Below are 22,136 nucleotides of genomic sequence, written 5' to 3'. Positions count from 1 at the left end.
TGTTCCCTCTCCATCCGCACCGCCCGCTGCTTTCCTCAAAGGGAAAGCATGCTGAAGAGACCGGCGGCATGGGATCTGACAGTTCCGTACATCCTTCTCCGTGAATGCTGATGGTGCTGTACCGGAATCAGAGCTCCAACAGAATCTGCACGATCCGTTCTGCCGAGCGTCCGTCCCAGCGGTCAGGAATCCCGCACTTCTTCCAAGAACCGGACACCATGTCGCCGAGCGCAGAACGCAGAAGGTCGGCATCTTCACCGACGAGCACGTTGCTTCCCACCTTTACCGTCTCGATATGTTCCGTATAACTGTTCAACGTTATACAGGGGACATTGTTGAAAGTCGCTTCCTCGGCGACATTCCCCGAATCGGTGATGATTCCCCGTGCATGTGCCGTAAGATAAGCAAATTCAAGATACCCGAGCGGTTTGACAATGTGAAGACTGTGCAGGTTAATGTTCTTTTTCAAGGCAAGTGCCATGATGACCTGTACAGCCGAGTCGCGCAAAGGAGCGATTACCGGCACGTCCCCTGCCGTCTCACTCAGCACGCGGAGCATCTTCTCGAGGTTGTCCCGGTCGGACAGCAGCACCTTGCGGTTCAATGTGAAGACGAGATAGTCCCCCTCGCTCAACGGCAGTCCGGCCAAGGCGTCAATATCCGTCAGCCGCATCTTCTCAATGCGCTCGCGGTTATAGCGGATATTGTCAATGAGAATATTCCCCACCATGTAGACCTTGGAAAGCTCCGCCCCCTCCTTGTTGGCAATGCTGTTGTTGCTGAATCCGGCTGTGAAAAGGATGTCGGAAAGGCCGTCTATGACAAGCCGGTTGATTTCCTTCGGCATAGTGATGTCGAACGACCGTGTTCCCGCAGCGATATGTGCCAGCGTGATGGCCTGCTTCTTCGTCACGATGGCGGCGGCCATCGTCGAAGCCAGATCATCCACGACAATCACCACATCCGTCGGTGTCGTCTGCAGATACTGCTCGAACTTGGACATAACCTGTCCCGTCAGTTCGTTCAGGTTTTCACATTCGACACCTAAGAAAACATCTGGACACCGGATGGCAAGGCTGTCAAAAAGTCCGTCTTCCAGTGTCGGGTCGTCTGCGCTCCCCGCATAGACAAGCGAATAGCCGACCTCCCTGGGGCTGTTCCCTCCGGACAGCCTGTTGAGTACTCTGATGATGGGTGCCACCTTGATAAAGTTAGGGCGGGCACCGCAAAAGATACAAAGATTGATTCTTTTCATTATGATCCTTTAAACATATCCTTGATCCCACCAATGGATCCCAGAAGGCCGGTCGCCTCAAACGGCAGGTAGACTGTCTTCTGGTTGTTGCTCCTGGCGAGCTCAGAAAGCATCTGAATATATTTCTGTGCAATCAGGTAGCTGGCGGGGTTCGTGCTCTTTCCTACCGCATCCGTGATTCTCTGAATGGCAATCGCCTCTGCCTCCGCTTTGCGGATTCGTGCCTGCGCCTGACCTTCCGCTATGAGGATCTGCTGCTGTTTGTCGGCCTCGGCACGGTTGATGGCAGCCTGCTTCTCGCCTTCCGACTGCAGAATAGCCGACTGCTTCTGTCCTTCACTGGTCAGGATGGTGGCACGCTTGTTCCGTTCCGCCTGCATCTGCTTCTCCATTGCCTGTGAGACACTTGCAGGCGGCGTGATGTCCTGGAGTTCGACGCGGTTCACCTTGATGCCCCATTTGTTCGTGGCATCATCCAGCACAGAACGCAGTTTGGTGTTGATCGTATCGCGCGAGGTCAGCGTCTGGTCGAGTTCCATCTCGCCGATGATGTTACGCAAGGTGGTCTGTGTCAGCTTCTCAATGGCATTCGGGAGGTTGTTGATTTCGTAGACGGCCTTGAACGGGTCGATGATCTGGAAGTAGAGCAGCGCATTGATCTGCATCTGGATATTATCCTTGGTGATCACATTCTGGCGGTCGAAATCGTACACCTGCTCACGCAGGTCAATGGAATTGGTATAGGTATAACGGCCGGCACGCAAGGCCACAATATCCTTTGCATGATCAATGAAAGGGATGATGATGTTGATACCGGGCTGGAGTGTCGCATGATATTTACCCAGCCGTTCAATGATTCTCGTCTCACTCTGAGAGATGATGACGATCGACATCCTGGCAAAGACGATCGCCAGGACAATGACTGCTATCAGCACATAAGTTAGTATATCCATAAACATTCGTTTTTTGTCTTCCCTTCCCCTGTCAGAAGGGGGAAGAGCAGATGGTCATTAAATTTGTTTCCAGTTTGTTGTCATGTAAACTCTGTCAACAGCGCTCAACCGTCGCTATAATCGATTCGAGACGGAGGACACGGACGACCAGTCCACGCCTGATTTCCATACCGTCGACAGACTTTGCTTTCCAGGAGTCGCCATCGATCTTCACTCTGCCGTATCCGCCGGCCTCGATGGTATCGGTCACCTCCCCTTCACGCCCGATCAGCGCATCAGCATTACTCGGCCTGCTGTCCGCACCTTGGTGAAGGTATTTCAGGGCTATCGGACGTACGGAGAAGATGCTCAGCACTGCAAAGGCTGCAAACACGATGACGTGAACGACAATGCTGTCCGTAAAGACCGTGGAGATCGAAGAACAGAATCCGCCGATCGCAAAGCACATGATAAAGAAATCGCCGTTCATCAGTTCCAGTATCAGACATACGATACCTACCAGCAGCCATGCCAGCCATAGGTTTTGTATCAGATAATCTATCATAGTTTTAAAGATTTGATTTCGTCTGTAAAGATAATAATAAAAGCTGGTTCTGTCAAATCTTCATTGAGAAAAAGCACAGGGGCATGATAAAAAACAATGGACACAGCCCGATGCCCCTCCGTCAGAAAACATTGCGGGCACCATGGAAACAGGAGATTCCGCCCTCCCGATAAAAGCCGGAAGCCAATATGTCTGCGCCGGAGACTGCGCACACACGCGCACAGCCTCTTCAGAAAACAGACGGCGACACACATCAGAAGGAATGGAAAGAATTTTACAATCCCTATCCATGCAACGCCCTCTTCACTTACCGCAGGCGACCACAGAAAAGAAGTGCGCCAACCCCCGGATTCCAATCTGCCGTCACCTGCGATGCAAGTAACGCCCGATTGCAGTACAAGGGGTGCTTACATGAAATCCAATCAACGCCTACTTGCAAGGCAATCAGACACCTGTTCCCACACAATGATATATCCATCTGATTTCAAATTACTTACAAGACCACCCCGACCTTGCCGAAGGACCTCTGCAACCCGACCCGACCTGCGGTATGACCTGTGGCTGTTACCGGACGGATAAACGCCATAAAGGATGAAGAAAAAGACAAAAACATGGAAAAACATTTTACAAAAAAAGGATTGTCCGTGCAGTCGCAAACAGCAGGACATGAATCCATGTATAAAATAAAAACGGTTATCCGTCTTCCCGGAGACGAGAAGACGGATAACCGCAAGGCCTATTCTTTAAAAGGCAACGGCAGCATGCCGGTTGCGCTGAGACCGGCGGCTTCCTGTAAATTTCCTGTTTTCATGCAGTCTCTTCAACCGCCCCCTTCAGTCGCCATGCCCCCGCCGTGCTCTCCCTGGAACGAGACGGAGGCGTCCGTCTGAAAGGCGAAGAACCAGCAGGGACGGCTTCCGGGCGGCCTTGAAAACAGTTCCGAAGAAAAGGCCGCTGCCGTTTCAACGACGTCTTCCGGAACGCTTTGGACTTGAAGAGCCGCCGATATAAATGGTCTTTGTCGTCTGTATCGTTCCGGCAGCAGATACACGGCCGGCAGTACTGCCATGATAATACTTCTCGGCTTCCGGCAGCCACCGCTTGATATTCTCAATACGGCGGGCATCGGAAGGGTGGTCGCTCAGCACCTCGGCACGGTTGCTGCTGCTCCCCGAAGCCATACGCTGCCAGAATGTAACCGCATTGGCAGGGTCGTACCCGGCCATGGCGGCGAATATCAGCCCCATATAGTCGGCTTCGCTTTCATTGTCACGGCTGTATTTCAGATTGCGGAAAGAGAAGTATCCGCCAGCCACCTGCGAGGCGATGTCGCCTACTCCGCTGCCGACCGTTGAGTTCAGCACCGTCCCCAGGATGTTCGTCCCCATCTGCTGGTTCATCTGCTTTGTCAGCTGCTCCGCACTGTGCTTGGCGACAGCATGTGCGATTTCATGTCCCAGGACGATAGCCAGACTTGCCTCGTTCTGCGTATAAGGGAGCAGTCCCTCATAGACAACTATCTTTCCGCCGGGCATGCAGAACGCATTGGCCTGCTTGTCCTGGACAAGGTTGAACTCCCATTTGAAGTTGTTTATCTCACTGGCATAGCCGTTGTTGCGAAGATAGGTCTCTACCGCATTGGCAAGATTACGCCCTACCCGCTGGACCATCGCCGTATTCTTTGCATCCGTCGAACGCTTGGCAGAAGCCATGAACTTGGTGTATTCCTGGTTGCTGAGACTGAGAAGCTGGGCGTCAGACACACTGATGCGGTGTGTCCGGCCTGTCAAAGGAACTTTTGAGGCCGTTCCGCAGGCTGTCATCAAAGCGACGACAGCTGCCATTAACAAATACTTGATCTTCATCCGAATTACTGTTTTTTTATAACTTTCAGTATGCGAAAGTACGACATTTTTTGTAAGATACAAACAAATCCACAGCTTTTTTGAAAAGCTTAACGCCTGGAAATGAAACCTGCGGACAGTACGGCCCCATCCTGCCGGGCCGCTTAAAGGAAACCTTGATGCACCCTCGCACGGACCATCAAGAAGCCTCCCCCTTCTTCCCCGCCTCATCCGTAACAGGGACGAAACCGGCCGCCACAAAGCTGACCACGCCCAGACAGGCCACCAGAAGGAAGAAACGGCGATAACCTACATATTCCTGGAGAAAACCTGTAAACCATCCTGACATGACCACGGAAAAGGCCGTAATGGCCGTTCCCAGGGAATAAGTAAACGTGGAATGTGCTCCCCTCGTACAATAGGCGAGCCAGACAAAATAAGCCGTCAGCCCGATTCCTGTCCCGAACTGCTCGGCCAGCATGCAGAAATTGATGATCGAAAGCGTGGAAACAAAGTAATAACTGAGGTAGACGAAAAGGAACTTAGGCAGGGTCAAGGCAATGACAAACAGCCAGAGCCATCTCCGCAGGCCGTCTCTTCGTACCAGTCTCGTTCCGACGGCACAGCCCGCAATCAGCGAAAAAGTGCCGACCGTCCCCAGCACCAGACCCAGTTCCTGAGGGGAGAGCGCCAGTCCGCCATTGCTTCCGGGGTCTATCAGAAAGAGCGGTACGATCCTGAAAAACATTCCTTCGGGTATCAGGAAGCAGAAAAGGAAGCAGAGATTGGCCACATAATGCGGGCGACGGACAAAGGCCGCCTTGACATCATGCCACCACTGGCGCGTCACGCCGCTCCATATCGGGAGGTCGGCACGGAGGATATCCTTCGGGAGGACAACGGCATGGAACACCATCAGCACCGACAGCAGGGCCGACAGCATCCAGAAGACGGCCTGCCAGGAAGGGTGTATGGTCCTGTTGATGACCTCCAGATTGCCCGCCACCGTAACGGGGACGGCCATCCCTACGAGGATGGCGAGCAGATAGAAAGCGGCCCGGGCATCAAAGAACACCTCCTGATGGCGCAAGGCCGCCTCCCGTTTATAGAGTCTCTCGACCGCCACATCATGCAGTGCGCCGGCAGTCGCCATGGTCAGCAGGAAGAGCACCGACCATTCAAACCAATGGACCGACGGACCGGTCACCGCCAGTCCGGCGAGACTCAATGCCAGGACGAGTTCCGTCAGAACAATCCAGAAACGCTTGTTCCCGTATCCTACAACCAGCCTGCCCAGCAGGGGTCGGAGGATGAACGGAAGCAGGAACCAGGAAGTAGTCAGCGTGATGGATCCGTTCGACAGTCCTGCCCTGTTGAAATAGACCATTGAGGTCATGAACAGGATCACATAAGGAAGTCCGCGTGTCAGATAGAGCGTAGGAAGCCAGACCCGATGGCTGCGCCACCGGCTCTCTATGGGTATTCCGTTGATGATATTCTGCTCCTCGAGCATCTGATTACACCTTTATATATATAATATGCCGGGACGGGATCCTCTACTTATATCGTGTCTCAAGGGTCGCCGTCTGATAATAGTGGCGCAGTATCTCGTCATACTTATACCCTTTCTCTCCCATCACGGCAGCACCGATCTGGCAAAGCCCGACACCATGTCCCCATCCTGCACCGGCAAGATGGAACTTCCGGGGGATGCCGTCCGCCACATCACACCTGTCCACGACGAATGCCGAGCTGTACAGATGGCTTTCACTCAACACACGTCTTATCTCCAGTTCTTTTCCGATGATGCGGGTAAGTTTCGTTCCAACGATCTTCAGACGGCTGATGCGGCCGCTCTTCCCCCGCTCCAAAGGCTGGAGGTCGACGATCTCTCCGAAGTCAAGACCGCTCTTGCGCCGGACAAGGCAGGCAAGTTCTTCCTGCGTATAATCCACGGTCCAGCGATAAAAGTCCTGTGTCTCCTGGTCATAGCTGTTCAGAACCTGCCGCAAGACGGCCGCATCGTCCGTATGACAGAATGCCGCCGGAGAAGAGCATATCCACTCCCTGGCGGTCTTCTCGTCCGTCAGATCAACCGCAGGGGCTGCCCCTAAAGGCGTGTTGTCGGCTACCGAACGCAGGTAAGGCTTGCGGATATTGTCCCAGCAATACTGATACTCCTCCGTGACACCACCGCAGCACTTGCTGAAACGGGCATCACTGACCTCGCCGCCGTCCGTCAGCAGCTGCCCGCGCGTGACCTTGACGGCCTCTTCCACATTCGGACTTGTCGCCTTCGTGATGCCCTGATAACGCTGGCAATGGTCATCCGCACAGACATCAAACAGCTTGTGAGAATCACGGTCATACCATACGATGCCTTCTTCCGCCGCCTCACCACAGGGTGCGGAGGTATCCACAAGCCCCATCCCGGCGGCTCTCCGCCTCCTCATCTGTACCAGCAGCCAGCTTCTGGATATAACGGCATGCGCCTTCAGGAACTCCAGTGACGACGTGGCACGCATCTCGCTGGAAATGACACTTGCCAGATAATGCTCCACAGGCAGCTCATTGACAGCCCAGATTCTGTCTCCGTCCATGACGATCCGCAGGCTGCCGAGGAAGGTCTGTGCCTCTTTACGCTCCCAATGGAAGTCCACTCCGATTGTCACGTCTTCCAAGGTAAAGGAGCAGTCGTCGTTTTCAGGAGTGAAGCAAAGTTCCTGATAAACTCCGGCTCTCCACTGGATTTTCCCGGCATACAGCTTCACGGTATGTTCGCCGTGCAGCTTCATATTCCCTAAGGTATAAGTCCCGTTCAGATGGAAGCGTATTTCCTCGCCGCTTACCACACCGACCGACACCACTGGCTCTCTTCTCCAAAAACCGAAGGAGGCGTCAACGGCCGTGTTGCGGATCCTTCCTACGACTTCCGCCATCGCTTCCTCCGACAGCGCCACCTCTCGAAGGACGGCCTCGGCATGCGCTTCCGTCATCCGTTCAAAGTCACGCTGCCGGGGCAGGATCAGCAGGCCTGCCATGTCCAGGCTGCCCGGGCTGACCAGGCACTGCGCCTCCCCCGTGGCAGAATAGCATCCGGGCCGGTGCTTCTCCCGCGGGAATACGACTGCGATAAACGCATTGTCCTTCCGCCAGGCCACGATGTTCATCATCGGTTCGGTCTCCGCACCTTTTAAAGGCAATGCGTCATACACATAGTGGAACAGCTCAGCATCATGCGCCTCGGTATGGCTCACGATGGCAAGGGCAGGACAGGGATACTCCTTGATTTCGTAAATCCCTTCCCTGTTGTTCAGCTTCAAAAGCGGAACGGAAGTCCTGTGAAGCCGCTCCCAGGCACGCTGCAGCGGCAGGACACCGCTTGTCCCGGCCTGGAAATGCAGGTGGTCGGGGGCACTGGCTCCGCACTTCGGCCCGTTATAGAATACCATCAGCTGCGGATAAGCCCTCAGCAGACGGTGTATCTGTACGTAATTACCGGCAATCGCCTGCTGCTGGTGCCTGCGGGCAGCGATGGTGAAGTGGGCCGGGAGTATCGGGAAGGGGTTGACGAGAATGTCAAAATCATCCCCGAAAGGCAGTACGGTCTGTTCCTCCGGGCGGTTCTTCGCACAGAGGAAGCAAGGGCGCGCCGCCAGTGTGTCCCTGTCGATCTTCGCTCCCGTACTCACCATACGGGCCGGGTTGTACTGTATCCGTATCGATCCGGCCTCCCGGATCTGCACCTGCTTCAGTTCCTCATAACGCCGGGACACGTCTTTCCACCGGCTCAACTGGTCATGAAAGAAGTCCGTCAGCCCTTTTTCCCGGTGTCGGTTCTGCTTCTGACGTGCCAGAATCTCAATCGTCCGCAGCTGATCCTTATAGCGGTTGTTGGCATTCACCTTATCAACACTCAACGCCGCATCGCTGTTTCCTCCCCAACGGCGGCAGAGATAAAGTTCATCATAGATTCTCCCGACACGGAAACGGCGGCTGAAGGCCAGTCCCATGGCATAGTCTTCCCCGTAACTGGTGTTGGGGAACCGGAGCTGGCGGGCCAAGGGAGTGAAAAAGGCGCGCGGCGCACCGAGTCCGTTGATACGCAGAGCATTGTTGCAACCATTGTCCGCTGTCCACTCACTGTGACTGATCAGCCCCGGAGGAAGCGTGTTGAGGTCGAAGTCGCACATACGGTAAGAGCCCACGATCATCGCCGCCTTCTGTTCATGAAAGGCATCGACAATGACCTGTAAAGTTTGCTCTGAAGAATAGAGGTCGTCACTGTCCAGCTGCACGGCGAAGCGTCCACAGCGTGCGTCATGGAGAGCGTAGTCCCAGCATCCGCCTATCCCGAGGTCGGTACGTTCGGGGGTGAGATGGATCAGCCGTTCATCCCTTTTAAATGATTCCAGTATTTCCGTTGTCCCGTCCGTCGAATGATTGTCGACGACGATTACATTGAAAGAGAAGTCGGTTTTCTGTGAGAGAGCTGACACAACGGCCTCATGCACCGTCTTTTCACGGTTAAAGACAGGTATGATGACCGATGCCCTGACCGGGAACTGCTCTTCGTAGAAGTCGGGCTGCTCGTAATGCGCCGTGTCTATCAAAGCTCCGATGGCTGAAAGATGTTCGGTCGCAACACGTTCCATCTCTATCTGCACTGCACGGTTACGAGGGTTCACGTAGTCGAACTGCCTCACACCGCTGGCACGCAGGTCGTCTTCCACTTCGGTGTAGAGGTATTCATTCAGATGAAAGAGCTTCCCTTTCCGGCTCAGGAAGAGACGGAGTTCATACCATCCGGCATACTGATGGTCTTCCGTTGATTCTCTCGACGCATATTCTTTCAGGTATTCGGTCTTCAGAAGGATGACAGACCCGAAATCGAAGTCGTCACGGATGCTTCCCAGCTGATAGTCCGCCACCGGATGCGGTACGGTCTTCCCGTCTTCCACCGTATAATGATCGGCATACACCATTGCCGCACCCGTCTCCTCCGCCACCTGCAACATCCGTTCGACAGCATGGTAACCCAGTGCCACCGGAGAACCCTTCAGGAAGAACAGCGTGTATTCACCGGTCGAAAAGACTGCGATCATCCGCATGGTGGCCGCCGAGAACAGCCTGTCTATCCGCAGTACGTCTGTATGAAGCGGTGCGATTTCCATCACCAGATGCTTCTCAACCAAAAGGTGTATCTGGCGTACGACACCGGTCTGCCACAGCTGGGCGGAATTGGACATGATGGTATCAAAACGTCCATCAGGGACAAAACAATCTATCTTTTTCATCTTTCTATATGTTTTCTATTGTACAGACCGCAAGGGTTTATCAGCCTGTCCTGAAAATTCCACGCCGATCTTCCGTGGATTGGGTTCCTGCCCACTCTTCGTGCCTTGCTCTTATGCGGCACCCTCGTATTCGCCAAGACCGGCCGCACCCGGCACGGGGCACGCGCCGTCCGAGATTCCGGCTTGTGCCCTCCTCTCAAATCCTGCCGACAGTACGCCGCTCCCTCAGAGCGGCGTAGTGAAGATGTAGGAGCGGATGATCCAGTAGGAAATGATGCCTATGATATAACCCGTGAAAGCAATCCATGAGATATGCTTCATGTACCAGCCGAAGGTGATCTTCTCCAGTCCCATGACGACCACACCTGCCGCAGAACCGACGATAAGCATCGATCCGCCGACGCCGGCGCAGTAAGCCAGCAGCTGCCAGAAGATTCCGTCAACCGCCATGTCACCTGTAGCAGCAACAGGATACATACCCATGCTTCCGGCGACGAGCGGTACATTGTCGACAATGGATGACAGTACGCCGATGATTCCGGTCACGGCGTAATGGTTGCCGCTGAACGTAGCGTTCAGCCCGCCGCCGAGTTCCTTCAGCACACCCACTTCCTCCAGGCAGGCCACGGCCATCAGAATACCCAGGAAGAAGAGGATCGTCGACATATCAATGCGGCTCAGCAGACTGCTGACACGCTTTGAGAAATGAACATTGTCACCTCTTCTCCTGTGAATACTACGGTAAAACAGTTCGGTCACGGTCCACAAAATGCCCAACACAAGGAGAATGCCAGCGAAAGGAGGGAGGTCGGTGAGGTAATGGAACAGCGGTACAAGACAGAGACCGCCCACGCCGACAGCAAAGATAGCCTTGCGCTGCATACCGGTGAACTCCAGCATTTCCCTGTCGCCTGTCAGGTCGTTCGCCAGGTCGTCGTATCCAATATTCCCCTTCAGTGCCGTCTGCAGCAGAAGTGCCGGTACCAGCATCGACACCAGAGACGGGATGAAAATCTCACTGATGACACCGCCGGCCGTGATCATGCCCGCATTCCACAGCATGATCGTCGTGACGTCTCCGATAGGCGAAAAGGCACCGCCCGAGTTAGCGGAAATGATCACCAGCGAGGCATAGACAATACGGTCTTTCCTTTCGTGGACGAGCTTGCGCAGGATCATGATCATCACGATACTTGTCGTCAGGTTGTCAAGAATGGCTGAAAGAAAGAAAGTCATGAAGGCTATCTTCCACAGCAGGCTCCGCTTCGACTTGGAGTGCATGACATTCTTCACCCAGTTGAAGCCGCCGTTCTGATCGACGATCTCCACAATAGTCATCGCCCCCATCAGGAAGAAGAGCGTTGTGGCCGTGTCGCCGAGATGTTCGGTGATCAAAGCGTTCACGAAGGATACGACCTGCTCTCCCGCACCCTTGAAATCAGGATGCATGAGCTGTACGAACGGGGCTGGATCAAACATGTAAAGAGTCCAGCAGAATACAAACATCAACAGGGCGATTGCAGCCTTGTTGACCTTCGTCAGACTCTCCATCGCTATGAGCGCATAGCCCAGAATGAAGACGACGATAATGGCAATTGTTAGTGTAGACATTGATTGATATTGTTTCGATTGAATCCAAGGCACAAAGTTAAGCAAAAGAAATGAGTTGGGACGTAAAGAATGCAAATTAATTGAGTAAAAGACAACCGCATTCGGCAAATTGTCGTATATTTGCAGAGAAGGCAGGAAGGAAGCGGGAATCCCACATCACCGCCCATCCCGCCTATCATCCCCCATAACCCCAAAAACAATGAACAAAGAAATACAACGCCTTGTCAAGCAGCTCAACGCTGCCTCCGATGCTTACTACAACGGCCGTGAAGAGCTCATGACCGACTACGAGTGGGACGCTGCCTTCGACCGGCTCAAGAAGCTGGAAGAACAGACCGGCATCGTCCTCCCCGACTCCCCGACACAGAATGTCTCGGCCGACAATGTAGCCGGAAAGAAAGAGAAACATGAGTTTCCGGCCCTGTCTCTGGCAAAGACCAAAAAGGTCGAAGACCTTGCCAGATGGGCAGAAGGAAAGCCCGTCTGGCTCTCCTGGAAGCTGGACGGCCTGACGCTTGTCGCCACTTATGACAACGGACGGCTGACAAAAGTCGTCACCCGGGGCGACGGGCACATCGGCACCAACATCACCCATCTTTCCAGAGCCATCGAGGGCATCTTGCAGACCATCCCCTACAGAGGCCATCTCGTCATCCGCGGAGAAGCCGTCATCAGCTACCCCGACTTCGAGAAGTTCAATATGGAGTCGGAGGAAGCGTATGCCAATCCCCGCAACCTCGCATCAGGATCGCTCACGCTGAAGGATATCAACGAGGTCAGGCAACGCCACCTGCACTGGATTCCTTTCACCCTTGTCTATACCGAGGGGGAAATCGGCTCATGGGGCGAACGGATGGCATGGCTTGAACGGCAGGGATTCCATCCGGTAGACAGAGAACTCATCTCACGGCCGACGGCCGGGAACATACAAGCCGTTATCGACAGCTGGTCTTCCCGTGTCACCGGACAAGCCCTCAACACCCGGCATCCGGCAGCTGACCCCCAACGCTTCCCCTACCCCGTCGACGGTCTCGTCATCACTTATGACGAAACGGCCTATGCCGCAACCGGATCGGTCACAGGGCATCATGCCACACGTGCCGGCTACGCCTTCAAATGGCAGGACGAGCGGGCGGAAACGGAACTGGACCACATAGAATGGTCATGTGCCGCATCTACGATTTCTCCGGTCGCCGTTTTCCAGCCTGTCGAACTGGAGGGGACGACCGTCAAGCGTGCCTCGCTCTGCAACGTCTCTGAATGCGAACGCCTGGGAATCGGCGGCAAGGGCACGAAAATCGCCGTCATCAAGGCAAACAAAATCATACCGAAGGTTGTCAGTGTCGTTGAACGGATGGGTATCTTCCATGTCCCGGAGACCTGTCCGGTGTGCCGGTCGGCAACGGAAGTCGTGGAGAGTGAGGCCAGCGGGACACGGACACTGCACTGCACGAACGACCACTGCCCTGCCAAACAGCTCAGGAAGTTCGGCCGTTTCGTTTCCAAGGAGGGGGTGAACATCGACGGACTGTCCGAACAGACTGTCCAGAAGTTCATCAACCTGGGCTGGATCCGCGAGTATGCCGACTTCTTCCATCTCAACGAACATGCTCTGCAGCTGCGTACCTTGGACGGTTTCGGAGAAAGGAGTGTCAGCAAACTACTGGCGGCCGTCGAAAAGGCAAGGAGCGTGGAAGCCCGCCGGCTGCTCTTCGCACTCAACATTCCGCTGGTCGGACAGGATGTATGCAACCGTCTGCTTTCAGCCTATCCGCTGAAAGAACTCATCAGGACTGCTACGGAAAGTACCGACGATGATGTGTTTTCAACCATTCCCGGTATCGGACCGGAAAAGAGTGCAAGCTTTGTCCGGTGGATGAAAGACGCAGGCAATCAGCCTGTGCTGCAACACTTGCTGGCCGAACTCAACGTCAGGCAAGCCTCATCCGCGCCGACAGGCAGCAGCTGCCAGGAACTGACATTCGTCATTACGGGCGATGTCCATCATTACAAGAACCGCAATGAGCTGAAAGCCTATATCGAAAGCCAGGGCGGTAAAGTCACCGGTTCGGTTTCCAAGTCTACTGACTTTCTCATCAATAATGATGTAGAAAGCACGTCGGGCAAAAACCAGAAAGCCAAGGCTCTCTCCATCCCCATCATCTCCGAAAAAGAATTCATCGCCCGTTTTGCACAGGGTTCTGCCTCCGGATTACCCGCACAGAGGACAGAAGAAACATTATTCCAAGACTGATAGAATCAGTCTTCGGGTACCTCCTCCTCATCCCGAATTCACATGCAGAGACAGAGCATCATACCGATTTGATTCTCAACCTGTTATATCCGGCGTTTGAAAAGGTGCCTACTTGCACCGCAAACAAGGCCTGATTGAAGCCCAAGTAGGCCTTGTTTGCATTGCAAGTAAGGCTCTTTCGGAATCCAGACTGACTATGCCAGGATTTCGGGGTCAGTCCTAAAACCCAGTTGCAAGTCTATCCTCTTAAGCACATAATTTCATAAGTCTATATAAAAAGAAAGGAATATCTGTGACTCCTCTGAACTGTGCCCTGAATGCCTTAACTTTAGCATTGAATGACTCGGCATTTGCATTCGTAGCTCTGTTTACAAAGAAATTGAGTATGGTTTGATAATGATTTTCAAACGTGTCAATCACTGTGTAGAAATTGTCCACTCCCAGCTCTTCAACCTCATTAAACCATTTTGCCAGCTTCAGCCTTGCAGCATCCTTGATGCTCTTGATGTTATAAATGTCGGTAAGTTTCATAGCCAAATCATATGCCTTTTTCAGTGTCGGATAATGTTCAAAGATGATTTGTGCCCTACCTTTCTGTGTTTCAGTCCACTTGGTCTTGTGCTTGGTCAATATGAACTTTGCTCTGGCGAGCAACTGCTTGCGCGTGTCACCATTGCTGTATCTAAATGGTATATATTCCTTACCCTTACTTTTAGCTTCTTTTATCTCCTCATTCTCTTTATCTCTTGCCATCCATCGGTAAGCGATACGCATGTCATCCAGAGCATCATAATATAGTTTCTGCACATGAAATCTGTCATTGGTAATAAGTGCTTTTGGAAAAACAGAGCGGGCTATGCGCATCATAGAAGATGATAAATCGAGTGTTATCTCCTTGACTGTCTTTCGTTTAGAAAGGTTTATCGTCTTGAGAACCTGGATGACGTCCTCTGCCTTGGTCCCTTTAACCACAGCTACCAAAGTCCCTTTTCTGCCCTTTCCCGCCTTGTTGGTCAGAAAAGTATAAACCTCGCCACTGCTTAGACAGGTCTCATCAATACTTAGGTTCTCACCTATGTTATCTTCAAACAATAGCCAGTCTTGAGCATGCCCCAACTGGTCCCAGCTACGATAATCACTGAAATGTTCCTTGTACTGTGTGGATAACTGCTTGCCATTTACGCCATAGTGCGCACCGATGCTTGCGATGCTCTCTGCAGTGGACTCAATTCTATTCTTTTAAAAAAGAAACGAACTCGGGGGATAGTTTACTGCCCTCGGCCGTCAAGTCATCATATGAATAAGTAAATATCTCTCCGTTGGAACTGTCACGCCACTTGCGACGGCGAACATGGAGATAGACGGCTTTGCCACGAAGAGGAAAGTCCTGAATTACACGCTCGCTGGTAAAACCATAACTGCTTACAGTGCCTAACTTATGGTCTGACTTTTCCATGAAGTTACGCTCGTCAAGCCAAAAGTCAAACTGCGAAACACTCTCGTGAATATCGACAACATCAAAGTAGTCGGCAAGTACATCTGGAAAGATGCAACGTAATAATTGGTGACTCTTCATGATGCAAAGGTAATAAATACTTATGAAATTGTGTGCTTAAGAGGATAGACTTGCAACTGGGTTTTAGGACTGACCCGGATTTCGCTGTCAATCGGAGGAAGCCAAGTTCTTCTGTCTGCATGGTATTCGACAGAAGAATCAAAAAGGAGACGACTTCCATGTCGTCTCCTTTTATCTTGCCTACAGGAAAAAAGTCTTCCAGCTGAATCCTGCAATTTGTCATTCACCTCTTGTGACGTTTTCAGAACGTCCACTTGGCCGCCACCGTCGGGATGGCATAGAAGCGGTTGTGCTCGCCGCGGTCGTTCCAGACGAAGTTGTTGCTGATTTCCACCTCAGAACCCAGAGAGAGGTTCACGTTCTTCATGCCTTTCAGCGTGTTGAGGTTGAACCAGAACTGCGGTTCAGATACCATGATCAGCTTGCCGTTCACGTCCGGATCGTACCAGACATCACAGAACCCGCTGAAGGTACAGAGGCCATGCGCAAAGGTTGTTCCCCACACCTCCGTCAGCTGGAAGCTGTTGTAAGGATGCGCGCCCGTGTGGCCGTTCTTGAAATAATACTTATACATCAGCTGCACGCTGAACGTCTTTGAGAAGTCTTTTGAAGCCCAGTTCCATGCGCCGCCCAGAAGCACGGAGTGCTGGTAGCGGTTACCGTAGTAGCCCCCGGGAGTTTCGCCGGAACCTACGCCGCCGTTGTATTCCACGTGGGCAGCCCACTGCTTGTTCTTCGTGAGGTTGAACTCACGGGCAATCTCCCAGTAAGCGCCGATCGTACCGTCGTTCTTGTAGTCAATGTCGGTGAACATGAAGGTGGAACCCCATGTGTCTGGCTTGAACATCTCAACCGTCGTCGTCACCGTCGTACGCGATGAGAGGTCGTTGTAGAGATTGTGACCAAGGTCGTAATGGAGCTGAACATTCTGTGCCTGCGCACCGCTAAAAGCTGCTACCAGAAGGATAGCGAGGGAAAAGAATCTTTTCATGTTGTTTATTATTTTACTATTAAAAACGACGGCAAAGTTACAAAAAAAACTTAAACCGTCCATGTAATAACAAAAGAATCGTTAACTTTGTAGCTGTATGAGAATAGACATCATCACCGTATTGCCGGAGATGCTGGAGGGATTTGTCCACGAGAGCATCCTTGCCAGGGCAGAGAAAAAGGGACTGGCAGAGATCCGGCTGCACAATCTCCGTGACTATACGAAAGACAAATGGCGGCGTGTAGACGACTATCCGTTCGGCGGACAGGCGGGCATGGTCATGCAGATCGAGCCTATTGACAACTGCATCACCGCCTTGAAGAAGGAGCGCGACTATGACGAGGTCATCTTCACGTCACCCGACGGCGAGCCGTTCAGCCAGCGCATTGCCAACGACCTCTCCATGGGAGGAAACCTCATCATTCTTGCGGGGCATTACAAAGGCATTGACCAGCGCGTACGCGACCACCTCATCACACGGGAGATTTCCGTCGGCGACTTCGTCCTGACAGGCGGTGAACTGCCGGCAGCCATCATTGCCGACGCCGTTGTCCGGCTGGTCCCGGGTGTCATCAGCGACGACCAGAGCGCACTGTCCGACTGCTTCATGGACGATATGCTCTCCGCCCCCATCTATACCCGTCCCCGCAGCTACAAGGGGTGGGAGGTGCCCGGAATCCTGCTCAGCGGGAACGAGGCGAAAATCAGACAGTGGGAGTTCGACCAGGCCATGGAGCGTACCCGGCGGCTCCGTCCCGACCTGCTGAAAGAGCAGGAAGGATGATCCCTTATTTTTCAATTTTCTAATACAACTACTTTATGTTACAAATGAAAGAATTACCACAGGTGGGCTTCTCTGAAGCCGCACAGAACTTTTTCAGGAAGTGTTTCCAGTTCAAGGGACGCATCCGCCGCTCAGAGTACTGGTGGGGTGTTCTGACCGTCCTTCTCGCTTCCATCGTCCTTTCCCTCATCCCGATTGTCAGATGGATCGCAACCTTCTTCCTTTCCATAGGCGGAATATCCATGCTGTTCCGCCGTCTGCACGATACCGGCCGCAGCGGCTGGTGGTGGGGCTGCCAGACGCTCATCGGACTGGCTGCAGGCGTACTCTTCCTCTCTGTCATCGACATCCATGCTTATATGACGGCGGCACAGTCGCAGGATATGACCAAGATGATAAGGGTGCTCTCTGCCGGCATGGCGGGCAGTACAGGCATCTTTGCCTTGCTGCTTTACCTGGTCAATGGGGCACTGGGCATCGCCATCTTCGTATTCACTCTCCTCGACAGCAAGCCGGAAGACAACAAGTACGGAGAGTCGACCAAGTATGTCATGGAATAAGCCGGAAAGGAAAAACGACAACGGGATGACATGAGCGGGTGTGCTGACCTGCCAGGCACCACATTCCCGTTCATTCGGGCAGGAGACAGGCACCGGTGTTCGGTGCCTGTCTCCTGTTTCCGTGTTTACCGGTCTCTGTATGCCCGCCGTCCTGCATACGGCGGTTCCGCCTTGAACTGACCATTTGGCATACCGTACAGAAAGACATATCTATTCCATCCAGTTAAGAGGTCCTATGGGGCAATGTCCTGTCCGGGGTTACGCTTCCTGCTGCCCCCCGGCAACCTTACCTGACCTTATCCACCGGTATGAAAGGGAGCGACGGACAAGTCCGGGCACTTCGCACCACAGACAAAAGAGACACATCCTTTTCCCTGTCGGCTTTGAGGAGAAGCCTCCCCTGACAGGCAGGTCAACAGAAAAAGCTCAGGAGCTTTTCGCAGAAAGGTTAAGAGCTTTTTGGAGAAAGCTTAAGAGCTTTTCACGGAAAGCTTAGGAGCTTTTTGAAAAAACCGGAGAACTTTCGGGAGGCAGATCGCCCATCTCCTGCTCCATGCGGTCATGCCATGGCGATATAGACGGCACACAGGGCCAGTGCGACGGCACAGGCCAGAGCCGTCTGCCGCTGGTAGTCCGTAAAGAATCTGCGGAGGTAACTGCCTGCCAATATCCACAGCAGATTGGCTCCCGGCCCTGCTATCAGCAGCCAGGCCCCGACAGCAAGCAGATCGGTCAGCCTGCTGCTGTAAGGCAGCACAAACGTACCGAACGCGGTCAGGTCGAACAACAGCATCTTGACATTCGTCATCTGGACGATCATCCCGCTTGTGAAACTGCAATCGCTGTCTTTCTCCTTCGCCTGTCCCCTGCTCTTCCCCACCTTATACGCCAGATACAGGATGTATGCCGCCCCGGGATATTTCAGATACGGTATATATTCCGCAAAGGCGAGGCCTATCCAATGCGCCAGGACGGCCATCAGGCACACGGCAATGGAAAAGCCGGCCAGCAGTCCGGTCCACATCACCAGCGACGGCTTCCTGCCATACTGCAGCGACATGGCAAGAGAATAGATGTTGGCAGGACCGGGCGTATAACCAATGATCAATATCTGCAGAAGCAGACCGGGAAGGAGCGTAATCGGCATATTGCATTCATATTGTTGACGGACACAGCCCGCATGGAGAGGATGCGGCAGACTGTCTTGACACTGCAAATCTACAAATAAAATCGCATGCTGCAATGTTTTTCTCCCGGCGATCTGCATCTTTTTCCTGTCCGGCACACCTGCCTGGCCGTCCGCTGTTCCTCTGAAACGTTCTGTGGGCTTTACATTTTTATAGGGGCAGGATTTGTCCAGTCTATTATTAATTGCTACTTTTGTATCTCGTTATCAGCGAACAGAGGCAGATGATGTTCCCATACATCACCCGCCTACGACAAAGTCAAGGAACAGGATATGCCATTAAGATTACCGGCCGGACTTCCCGCCATCGACCTCCTGAAACACGAGAACATCTTTCTCGGGGATGGAACACAAGGACAGACGAACAGCGAGCGACGGCTCCGCATAGCCGTGCTCAACCTCATGCCGCTGAAGGAGACGACAGAGACCGACCTCGTGCGCCTGCTGTCCAACAGTCCGCTGCCGCTGGAGATCAGTTTCATGAAGCTCCGGAGCCATGTCCCCAGACATACTCCGGCAGAACACATGGAGAAGTTTTACCGTGACTTCGAGGAACTGCGCAAGGAGCGTTTCGACGGGATGATCGTCACCGGTGCACCTGTGGAGGGAATGCCTTTCGAGGAGGTGGACTACTGGGACGAGCTTACGGCGGTCTTCGACTGGGCACGGCGACACGTCGCCTCGACACTGTATATCTGCTGGGCGGCCCAGGCCGGGCTCTATCACTTCTACGGTGTCAGGAAGCATCCGCTGCCCAAGAAGATGTTCGGTATCTTCCCGACCGTGGCGCTGCAGCCCGGACTGCCGATCTTCCGCGGGTTTGATGATGTCTTCCGAATGCCGCAGAGCCGGCATACGGAGATACGGCGGGAGGACATTGACCCGATAGACGACCTCGAGGTAATTGCCGAGTCGGCGGAGAGCGGCGTGTCCATCGTGATGTCATGCAGCAAGCGTGACTTCTTTATCACAGGACACCTGGAGTATGCACCCGACACTCTCGACAAGGAATACCACCGTGATCTCGGCAGACGGAACGACGTGGAGGCGCCCCGGCATTATTATCGTGATGACAATCCGGAGAACGGGCCGCTTGTCAGCTGGCGCGCACATGCCAACCTGCTGTTCTCCAACTGGATCAACTGGGTGCTGCGGGATGGACATTGAGGGAATGCAGCCTTGCCGTCCCTTCCGTCTCACCCGACGGTCTCCCTCCGCCGACATCCGGCACAGCCCCTCCCTTGCCTCCACCCTCATCTCCCATCACTCAACTCCCATCGCAAATGCTCCCATCATCCAACCACCCCACTTCAATTGAACTGCTTGCCCCCGCCAAGAACTTAGCGTGCGGCATCGCCGCCATCGACCATGGGGCAGACGCCGTGTATATCGGGGCTTCCCGCTTCGGTGCGCGACAGTCGGCAGGCAACAGCGTAGAGGACATCCGCACACTGTGCACGTATGCCCATCAGTACGGTGCGACCGTCCACGTCACCCTCAACACGATCATCTACGACGACGAACTGGCAGACACGCTTTCCCTCGTCCGCGAACTCGTCGATGCCGGCGCAGATGCCTTTCTTCTGCAGGACATGGGCCTGATGACCGAAGTGAAGAAGATCGTTCCGGACACGGTAGCCCTCCACGCCAGCACACAGTGCGACACCCGCACGGCAGAGAAGGCCGGATGGCTGGTCAGGCAGGGCTTCGACCGTGTCGTACTCGCCCGCGAACTCTCTGCCGACGAGATAAACAAGATTCACAGACGGCTGCCGTCACTTGAGCTGGAAGCATTCGTACATGGCGCCCTGTGTGTCAGTTATAGCGGCATCTGCTATGCTTCGCAGTATTGCTTCGACCGGTCCGCCAACCGCGGGGCCTGTGCCCAGTTCTGCCGGCTGGCCTTCGATCTGGTGGACTCGAACGGCAGAACCATAGAACACCAGCGTCATCTGCTGTCGCTGAAGGATATGTGTCAGATCGACAACCTGGAGAGGCTCATGCGTTCCGGTGCGTGCGCCTTCAAGATAGAAGGCCGTCTGAAGGACATCAACTACGTGAAGAATGTCGTTTCGGCCTACAGTCAGCGAATTGACGAGATCATCCGCAGACATCCCGGCGAATTCCGCCGTGCCTCCCTGGGACATGTACGCTATGCGTTCACTCCGGACCTGAGAAAGACATTCAACCGCGGCTATACCGACTACTTCCTGACAGGACGGCAGGCGGATATCTTCTCACCCGACACACCCAAGGCATTGGGAGAATTTGTCGGCATGGTAAAGGAAATCCGCCGCGACAGCTTCAATGTAGCCGGTACGGCGGCCTTTGCCAATGGGGACGGACTGTGCTTCCTGACAGGTGGACGCACAGACGGACCGGCAGGCAGACGGATGGACGGCCCCGGTCATTCCTCCCCCCGTCTGGAGGGCTTCCGCATCAACCGGGCCGTGGGCAACCGGCTTTATCCGTTCAAGATGCCAAGAGGACTGAAAACCGGCATGGCACTGTATCGCAACCAGGATCAGGCTTTTGACAGAATACTGGGCGGAAAGACTGCCGAGCGCAAGATTCCGATAAAAATACGGTTCGGGGTCAGAACCTCTGCCCCTGTCCCCTCGACAGAGGCCTTGGAGAGCCATGGGATCATATGGGTGAAGGCCGAGATAAGGCACGGGGAGGAGGCAGCCGAGGCATCGACTTCCTTTTCCCTCCAGTCTGCCCGGAAGCCACAGCATGACAACATCGTCAGCCAGCTTGCCAGACTGGGCAATACGGTCTATACCTGTACAGAGGTGGAGATAGAGGACGGAGCAGACAGGTTCTTCCTGCCGAGCAGCGTGCTGGCCGAACTGCGGCGTATGCTGGCAGGCCGGCTCGACGCGCATATCCGGTCGATGAAGCGCATGGCCGTCCGCCGGAACTCCGCCCGTGACGGTTCAGACAACGCATCCCTGTTCGCAGTGGCCAATCCCTCCCAGTACCGGAAATTCCCCTACCTGTACAACATCTCCAACGCCGCCGCACGCAGCTTTTATGCACAGCAGGGGCTGCCGGAGGCACATCCGGCCTTTGAGACAGATCACTCCGGCGATTCTCCGCTCCTCATGCAGTGCCGGCATTGCATCCGCTATTCGCTCGGCTACTGCACCAGACGGGGCGGAAAGCAGCCGACGTGGCGGGAGCCGCTCTTCCTTGTCCTGCCCGACAGACGTCGCTTCCGGCTGGAGTTCGACTGCAAGGACTGTCAGATGAACCTTCACCCGGCATAGAGGAAACGC

17 protein-coding genes are annotated in these 22,136 nt (G+C 54.0%); 6 read left to right on the top strand and 11 right to left on the bottom strand.

From position 1 onward, the window contains the following. Positions 1-127 precede the first annotated feature (127 nt). From J4864_RS01390 to J4864_RS01380, 3 genes are all read right to left on the bottom strand, one after another. Positions 128-1,255: a UDP-N-acetyl glucosamine 2-epimerase gene (locus J4864_RS01390; protein WP_211814338.1), complete on the bottom strand. Its 1,128-nt coding sequence runs from the start codon at positions 1,253-1,255 to the stop codon at positions 128-130. Further along, positions 1,255-2,208, bottom strand: a complete 954-nt coding sequence (locus J4864_RS01385; RefSeq protein ID WP_040555022.1) for an SPFH domain-containing protein — start codon at positions 2,206-2,208, stop codon at positions 1,255-1,257. The genes J4864_RS01390 and J4864_RS01385 overlap by 1 nt, the downstream gene beginning before the upstream one ends. Before the next feature lie 94 nt (positions 2,209-2,302). Further along, positions 2,303-2,752: an NfeD family protein gene (locus J4864_RS01380; protein WP_211814337.1), complete on the bottom strand. Its 450-nt coding sequence runs from the start codon at positions 2,750-2,752 to the stop codon at positions 2,303-2,305. A gap of 611 nt (positions 2,753-3,363) precedes the next feature. Here J4864_RS01380 and J4864_RS01375 point away from each other — a divergent pair. Further along, positions 3,364-3,642 carry a hypothetical protein gene (locus J4864_RS01375; RefSeq protein WP_211814336.1) on the top strand — a complete coding sequence of 93 codons (279 nt, stop codon included), beginning with the start codon at positions 3,364-3,366 and terminating at the stop codon, positions 3,640-3,642. A 72-nt stretch (positions 3,643-3,714) separates the two neighbouring features. Here J4864_RS01375 and J4864_RS01370 read toward each other — a convergent pair whose 3' ends face one another. The 4 genes from J4864_RS01370 to nhaD all read right to left on the bottom strand — a co-directional run bounded on the left by J4864_RS01370 (position 3,715) and on the right by nhaD (position 11,504). Further along, complete coding sequence (locus J4864_RS01370) at positions 3,715-4,617, bottom strand: M48 family metallopeptidase (RefSeq protein ID WP_211814335.1); 903 nt, start codon at positions 4,615-4,617, stop codon at positions 3,715-3,717. Positions 4,618-4,795: 178 nt separating this feature from the next. Beyond that, the gene (locus J4864_RS01365) at positions 4,796-6,109 is read right to left on the bottom strand and encodes an MFS transporter (protein ID WP_211814334.1); all 1,314 of its coding nucleotides are present in this window, start codon (positions 6,107-6,109) and stop codon (positions 4,796-4,798) included. A gap of 43 nt (positions 6,110-6,152) precedes the next feature. After that, the gene (locus J4864_RS01360) at positions 6,153-9,893 is read right to left on the bottom strand and encodes a DUF4922 domain-containing protein (protein ID WP_211814333.1); all 3,741 of its coding nucleotides are present in this window, start codon (positions 9,891-9,893) and stop codon (positions 6,153-6,155) included. Positions 9,894-10,118: 225 nt separating this feature from the next. Further along, positions 10,119-11,504 carry a sodium:proton antiporter NhaD gene (gene nhaD / locus J4864_RS01355; RefSeq protein WP_211814332.1) on the bottom strand — a complete coding sequence of 462 codons (1,386 nt, stop codon included), beginning with the start codon at positions 11,502-11,504 and terminating at the stop codon, positions 10,119-10,121. 199 nt (positions 11,505-11,703) lie between these two features. Between nhaD and ligA the strand changes: the two genes are divergently transcribed. Continuing rightward, on the top strand, positions 11,704-13,758 hold the full coding sequence (gene ligA, locus J4864_RS01350; protein ID WP_211814331.1) for an NAD-dependent DNA ligase LigA: 2,055 nt from the start codon (positions 11,704-11,706) through the stop codon (positions 13,756-13,758). Positions 13,759-14,004: 246 nt separating this feature from the next. Here ligA and J4864_RS01345 read toward each other — a convergent pair whose 3' ends face one another. The 3 genes from J4864_RS01345 to J4864_RS01335 form a co-directional block, all read right to left on the bottom strand. Further along, positions 14,005-14,988: an ISAon1 family transposase gene (locus J4864_RS01345; RefSeq protein ID WP_449579657.1), complete on the bottom strand. Its 984-nt coding sequence runs from the start codon at positions 14,986-14,988 to the stop codon at positions 14,005-14,007. A 1-nt stretch (position 14,989) separates the two neighbouring features. Next, positions 14,990-15,334: an ISAon1 family transposase N-terminal region protein gene (locus J4864_RS01340; protein ID WP_007369112.1), complete on the bottom strand. Its 345-nt coding sequence runs from the start codon at positions 15,332-15,334 to the stop codon at positions 14,990-14,992. A 241-nt stretch (positions 15,335-15,575) separates the two neighbouring features. Continuing rightward, on the bottom strand, positions 15,576-16,325 hold the full coding sequence (locus J4864_RS01335) for a nucleoside-specific channel-forming Tsx family protein (protein WP_040554742.1): 750 nt from the start codon (positions 16,323-16,325) through the stop codon (positions 15,576-15,578). Between the two features lie 97 nt (positions 16,326-16,422). On the opposite strand from J4864_RS01335, the gene trmD reads away from it, so the two are divergent. Further along, the gene (trmD, locus tag J4864_RS01330; RefSeq protein WP_211814329.1) at positions 16,423-17,109 is read left to right on the top strand and encodes a tRNA (guanosine(37)-N1)-methyltransferase TrmD; all 687 of its coding nucleotides are present in this window, start codon (positions 16,423-16,425) and stop codon (positions 17,107-17,109) included. A 35-nt stretch (positions 17,110-17,144) separates the two neighbouring features. Continuing rightward, positions 17,145-17,669 (top strand): DUF805 domain-containing protein, encoded by a 525-nt coding sequence (locus J4864_RS01325; RefSeq protein WP_211814328.1) that lies wholly within the window; start codon positions 17,145-17,147, stop codon positions 17,667-17,669. Between the two features lie 559 nt (positions 17,670-18,228). Here the strand turns inward: J4864_RS01325 and J4864_RS01320 are convergent. Next, the gene (locus tag J4864_RS01320; protein WP_211814327.1) at positions 18,229-18,816 is read right to left on the bottom strand and encodes a LysE family translocator; all 588 of its coding nucleotides are present in this window, start codon (positions 18,814-18,816) and stop codon (positions 18,229-18,231) included. Between the two features lie 312 nt (positions 18,817-19,128). Here J4864_RS01320 and J4864_RS01315 point away from each other — a divergent pair, with 312 nt between their 5' ends. Together J4864_RS01315 and J4864_RS01310 are read left to right on the top strand one after the other, a co-directional pair. Then, on the top strand, positions 19,129-20,022 hold the full coding sequence (locus J4864_RS01315; RefSeq protein WP_211814326.1) for a homoserine O-succinyltransferase: 894 nt from the start codon (positions 19,129-19,131) through the stop codon (positions 20,020-20,022). A gap of 116 nt (positions 20,023-20,138) precedes the next feature. Beyond that, positions 20,139-22,127, top strand: a complete 1,989-nt coding sequence (locus J4864_RS01310) for a peptidase U32 family protein (protein ID WP_211814325.1) — start codon at positions 20,139-20,141, stop codon at positions 22,125-22,127. Positions 22,128-22,136: the final 9 nt, after the last annotated feature.

It is taken from the genome of Prevotella multiformis (genome assembly GCF_018127985.1).
GTDB classification, from domain to species: Bacteria; Bacteroidota; Bacteroidia; order Bacteroidales; family Bacteroidaceae; genus Prevotella; species Prevotella multiformis.
The sequence above is the reverse complement of the archived record's forward strand: the minus strand, read 5'-3'. Positions and strand labels throughout refer to the sequence as shown.

Excerpts from the sequence above, each read along its gene's own strand:
- J4864_RS01390 (WP_211814338.1), bottom strand. The coding sequence starts at position 1,255 with ATGAAAAGAATCAATCTTTGTATCTTTTGCGGTGCCCGCCCTAACTTT.
- J4864_RS01385 (WP_040555022.1), bottom strand. The coding sequence starts at position 2,208 with ATGGATATACTAACTTATGTGCTGATAGCAGTCATTGTCCTGGCGATC.
- J4864_RS01380 (WP_211814337.1), bottom strand. The coding sequence starts at position 2,752 with ATGATAGATTATCTGATACAAAACCTATGGCTGGCATGGCTGCTGGTA.
- J4864_RS01375 (WP_211814336.1), top strand. The coding sequence starts at position 3,364 with ATGGAAAAACATTTTACAAAAAAAGGATTGTCCGTGCAGTCGCAAACA.
- J4864_RS01370 (WP_211814335.1), bottom strand. The coding sequence starts at position 4,617 with ATGAAGATCAAGTATTTGTTAATGGCAGCTGTCGTCGCTTTGATGACA.
- J4864_RS01365 (WP_211814334.1), bottom strand. The coding sequence starts at position 6,109 with ATGCTCGAGGAGCAGAATATCATCAACGGAATACCCATAGAGAGCCGG.
- J4864_RS01360 (WP_211814333.1), bottom strand. The coding sequence starts at position 9,893 with ATGAAAAAGATAGATTGTTTTGTCCCTGATGGACGTTTTGATACCATC.
- nhaD (WP_211814332.1), bottom strand. The coding sequence starts at position 11,504 with ATGTCTACACTAACAATTGCCATTATCGTCGTCTTCATTCTGGGCTAT.
- ligA (WP_211814331.1), top strand. The coding sequence starts at position 11,704 with ATGAACAAAGAAATACAACGCCTTGTCAAGCAGCTCAACGCTGCCTCC.
- J4864_RS01340 (WP_007369112.1), bottom strand. The coding sequence starts at position 15,334 with ATGAAGAGTCACCAATTATTACGTTGCATCTTTCCAGATGTACTTGCC.
- J4864_RS01335 (WP_040554742.1), bottom strand. The coding sequence starts at position 16,325 with ATGAAAAGATTCTTTTCCCTCGCTATCCTTCTGGTAGCAGCTTTTAGC.
- trmD (WP_211814329.1), top strand. The coding sequence starts at position 16,423 with ATGAGAATAGACATCATCACCGTATTGCCGGAGATGCTGGAGGGATTT.
- J4864_RS01325 (WP_211814328.1), top strand. The coding sequence starts at position 17,145 with ATGTTACAAATGAAAGAATTACCACAGGTGGGCTTCTCTGAAGCCGCA.
- J4864_RS01320 (WP_211814327.1), bottom strand. The coding sequence starts at position 18,816 with ATGCCGATTACGCTCCTTCCCGGTCTGCTTCTGCAGATATTGATCATT.
- J4864_RS01315 (WP_211814326.1), top strand. The coding sequence starts at position 19,129 with ATGCCATTAAGATTACCGGCCGGACTTCCCGCCATCGACCTCCTGAAA.
- J4864_RS01310 (WP_211814325.1), top strand. The coding sequence starts at position 20,139 with ATGCTCCCATCATCCAACCACCCCACTTCAATTGAACTGCTTGCCCCC.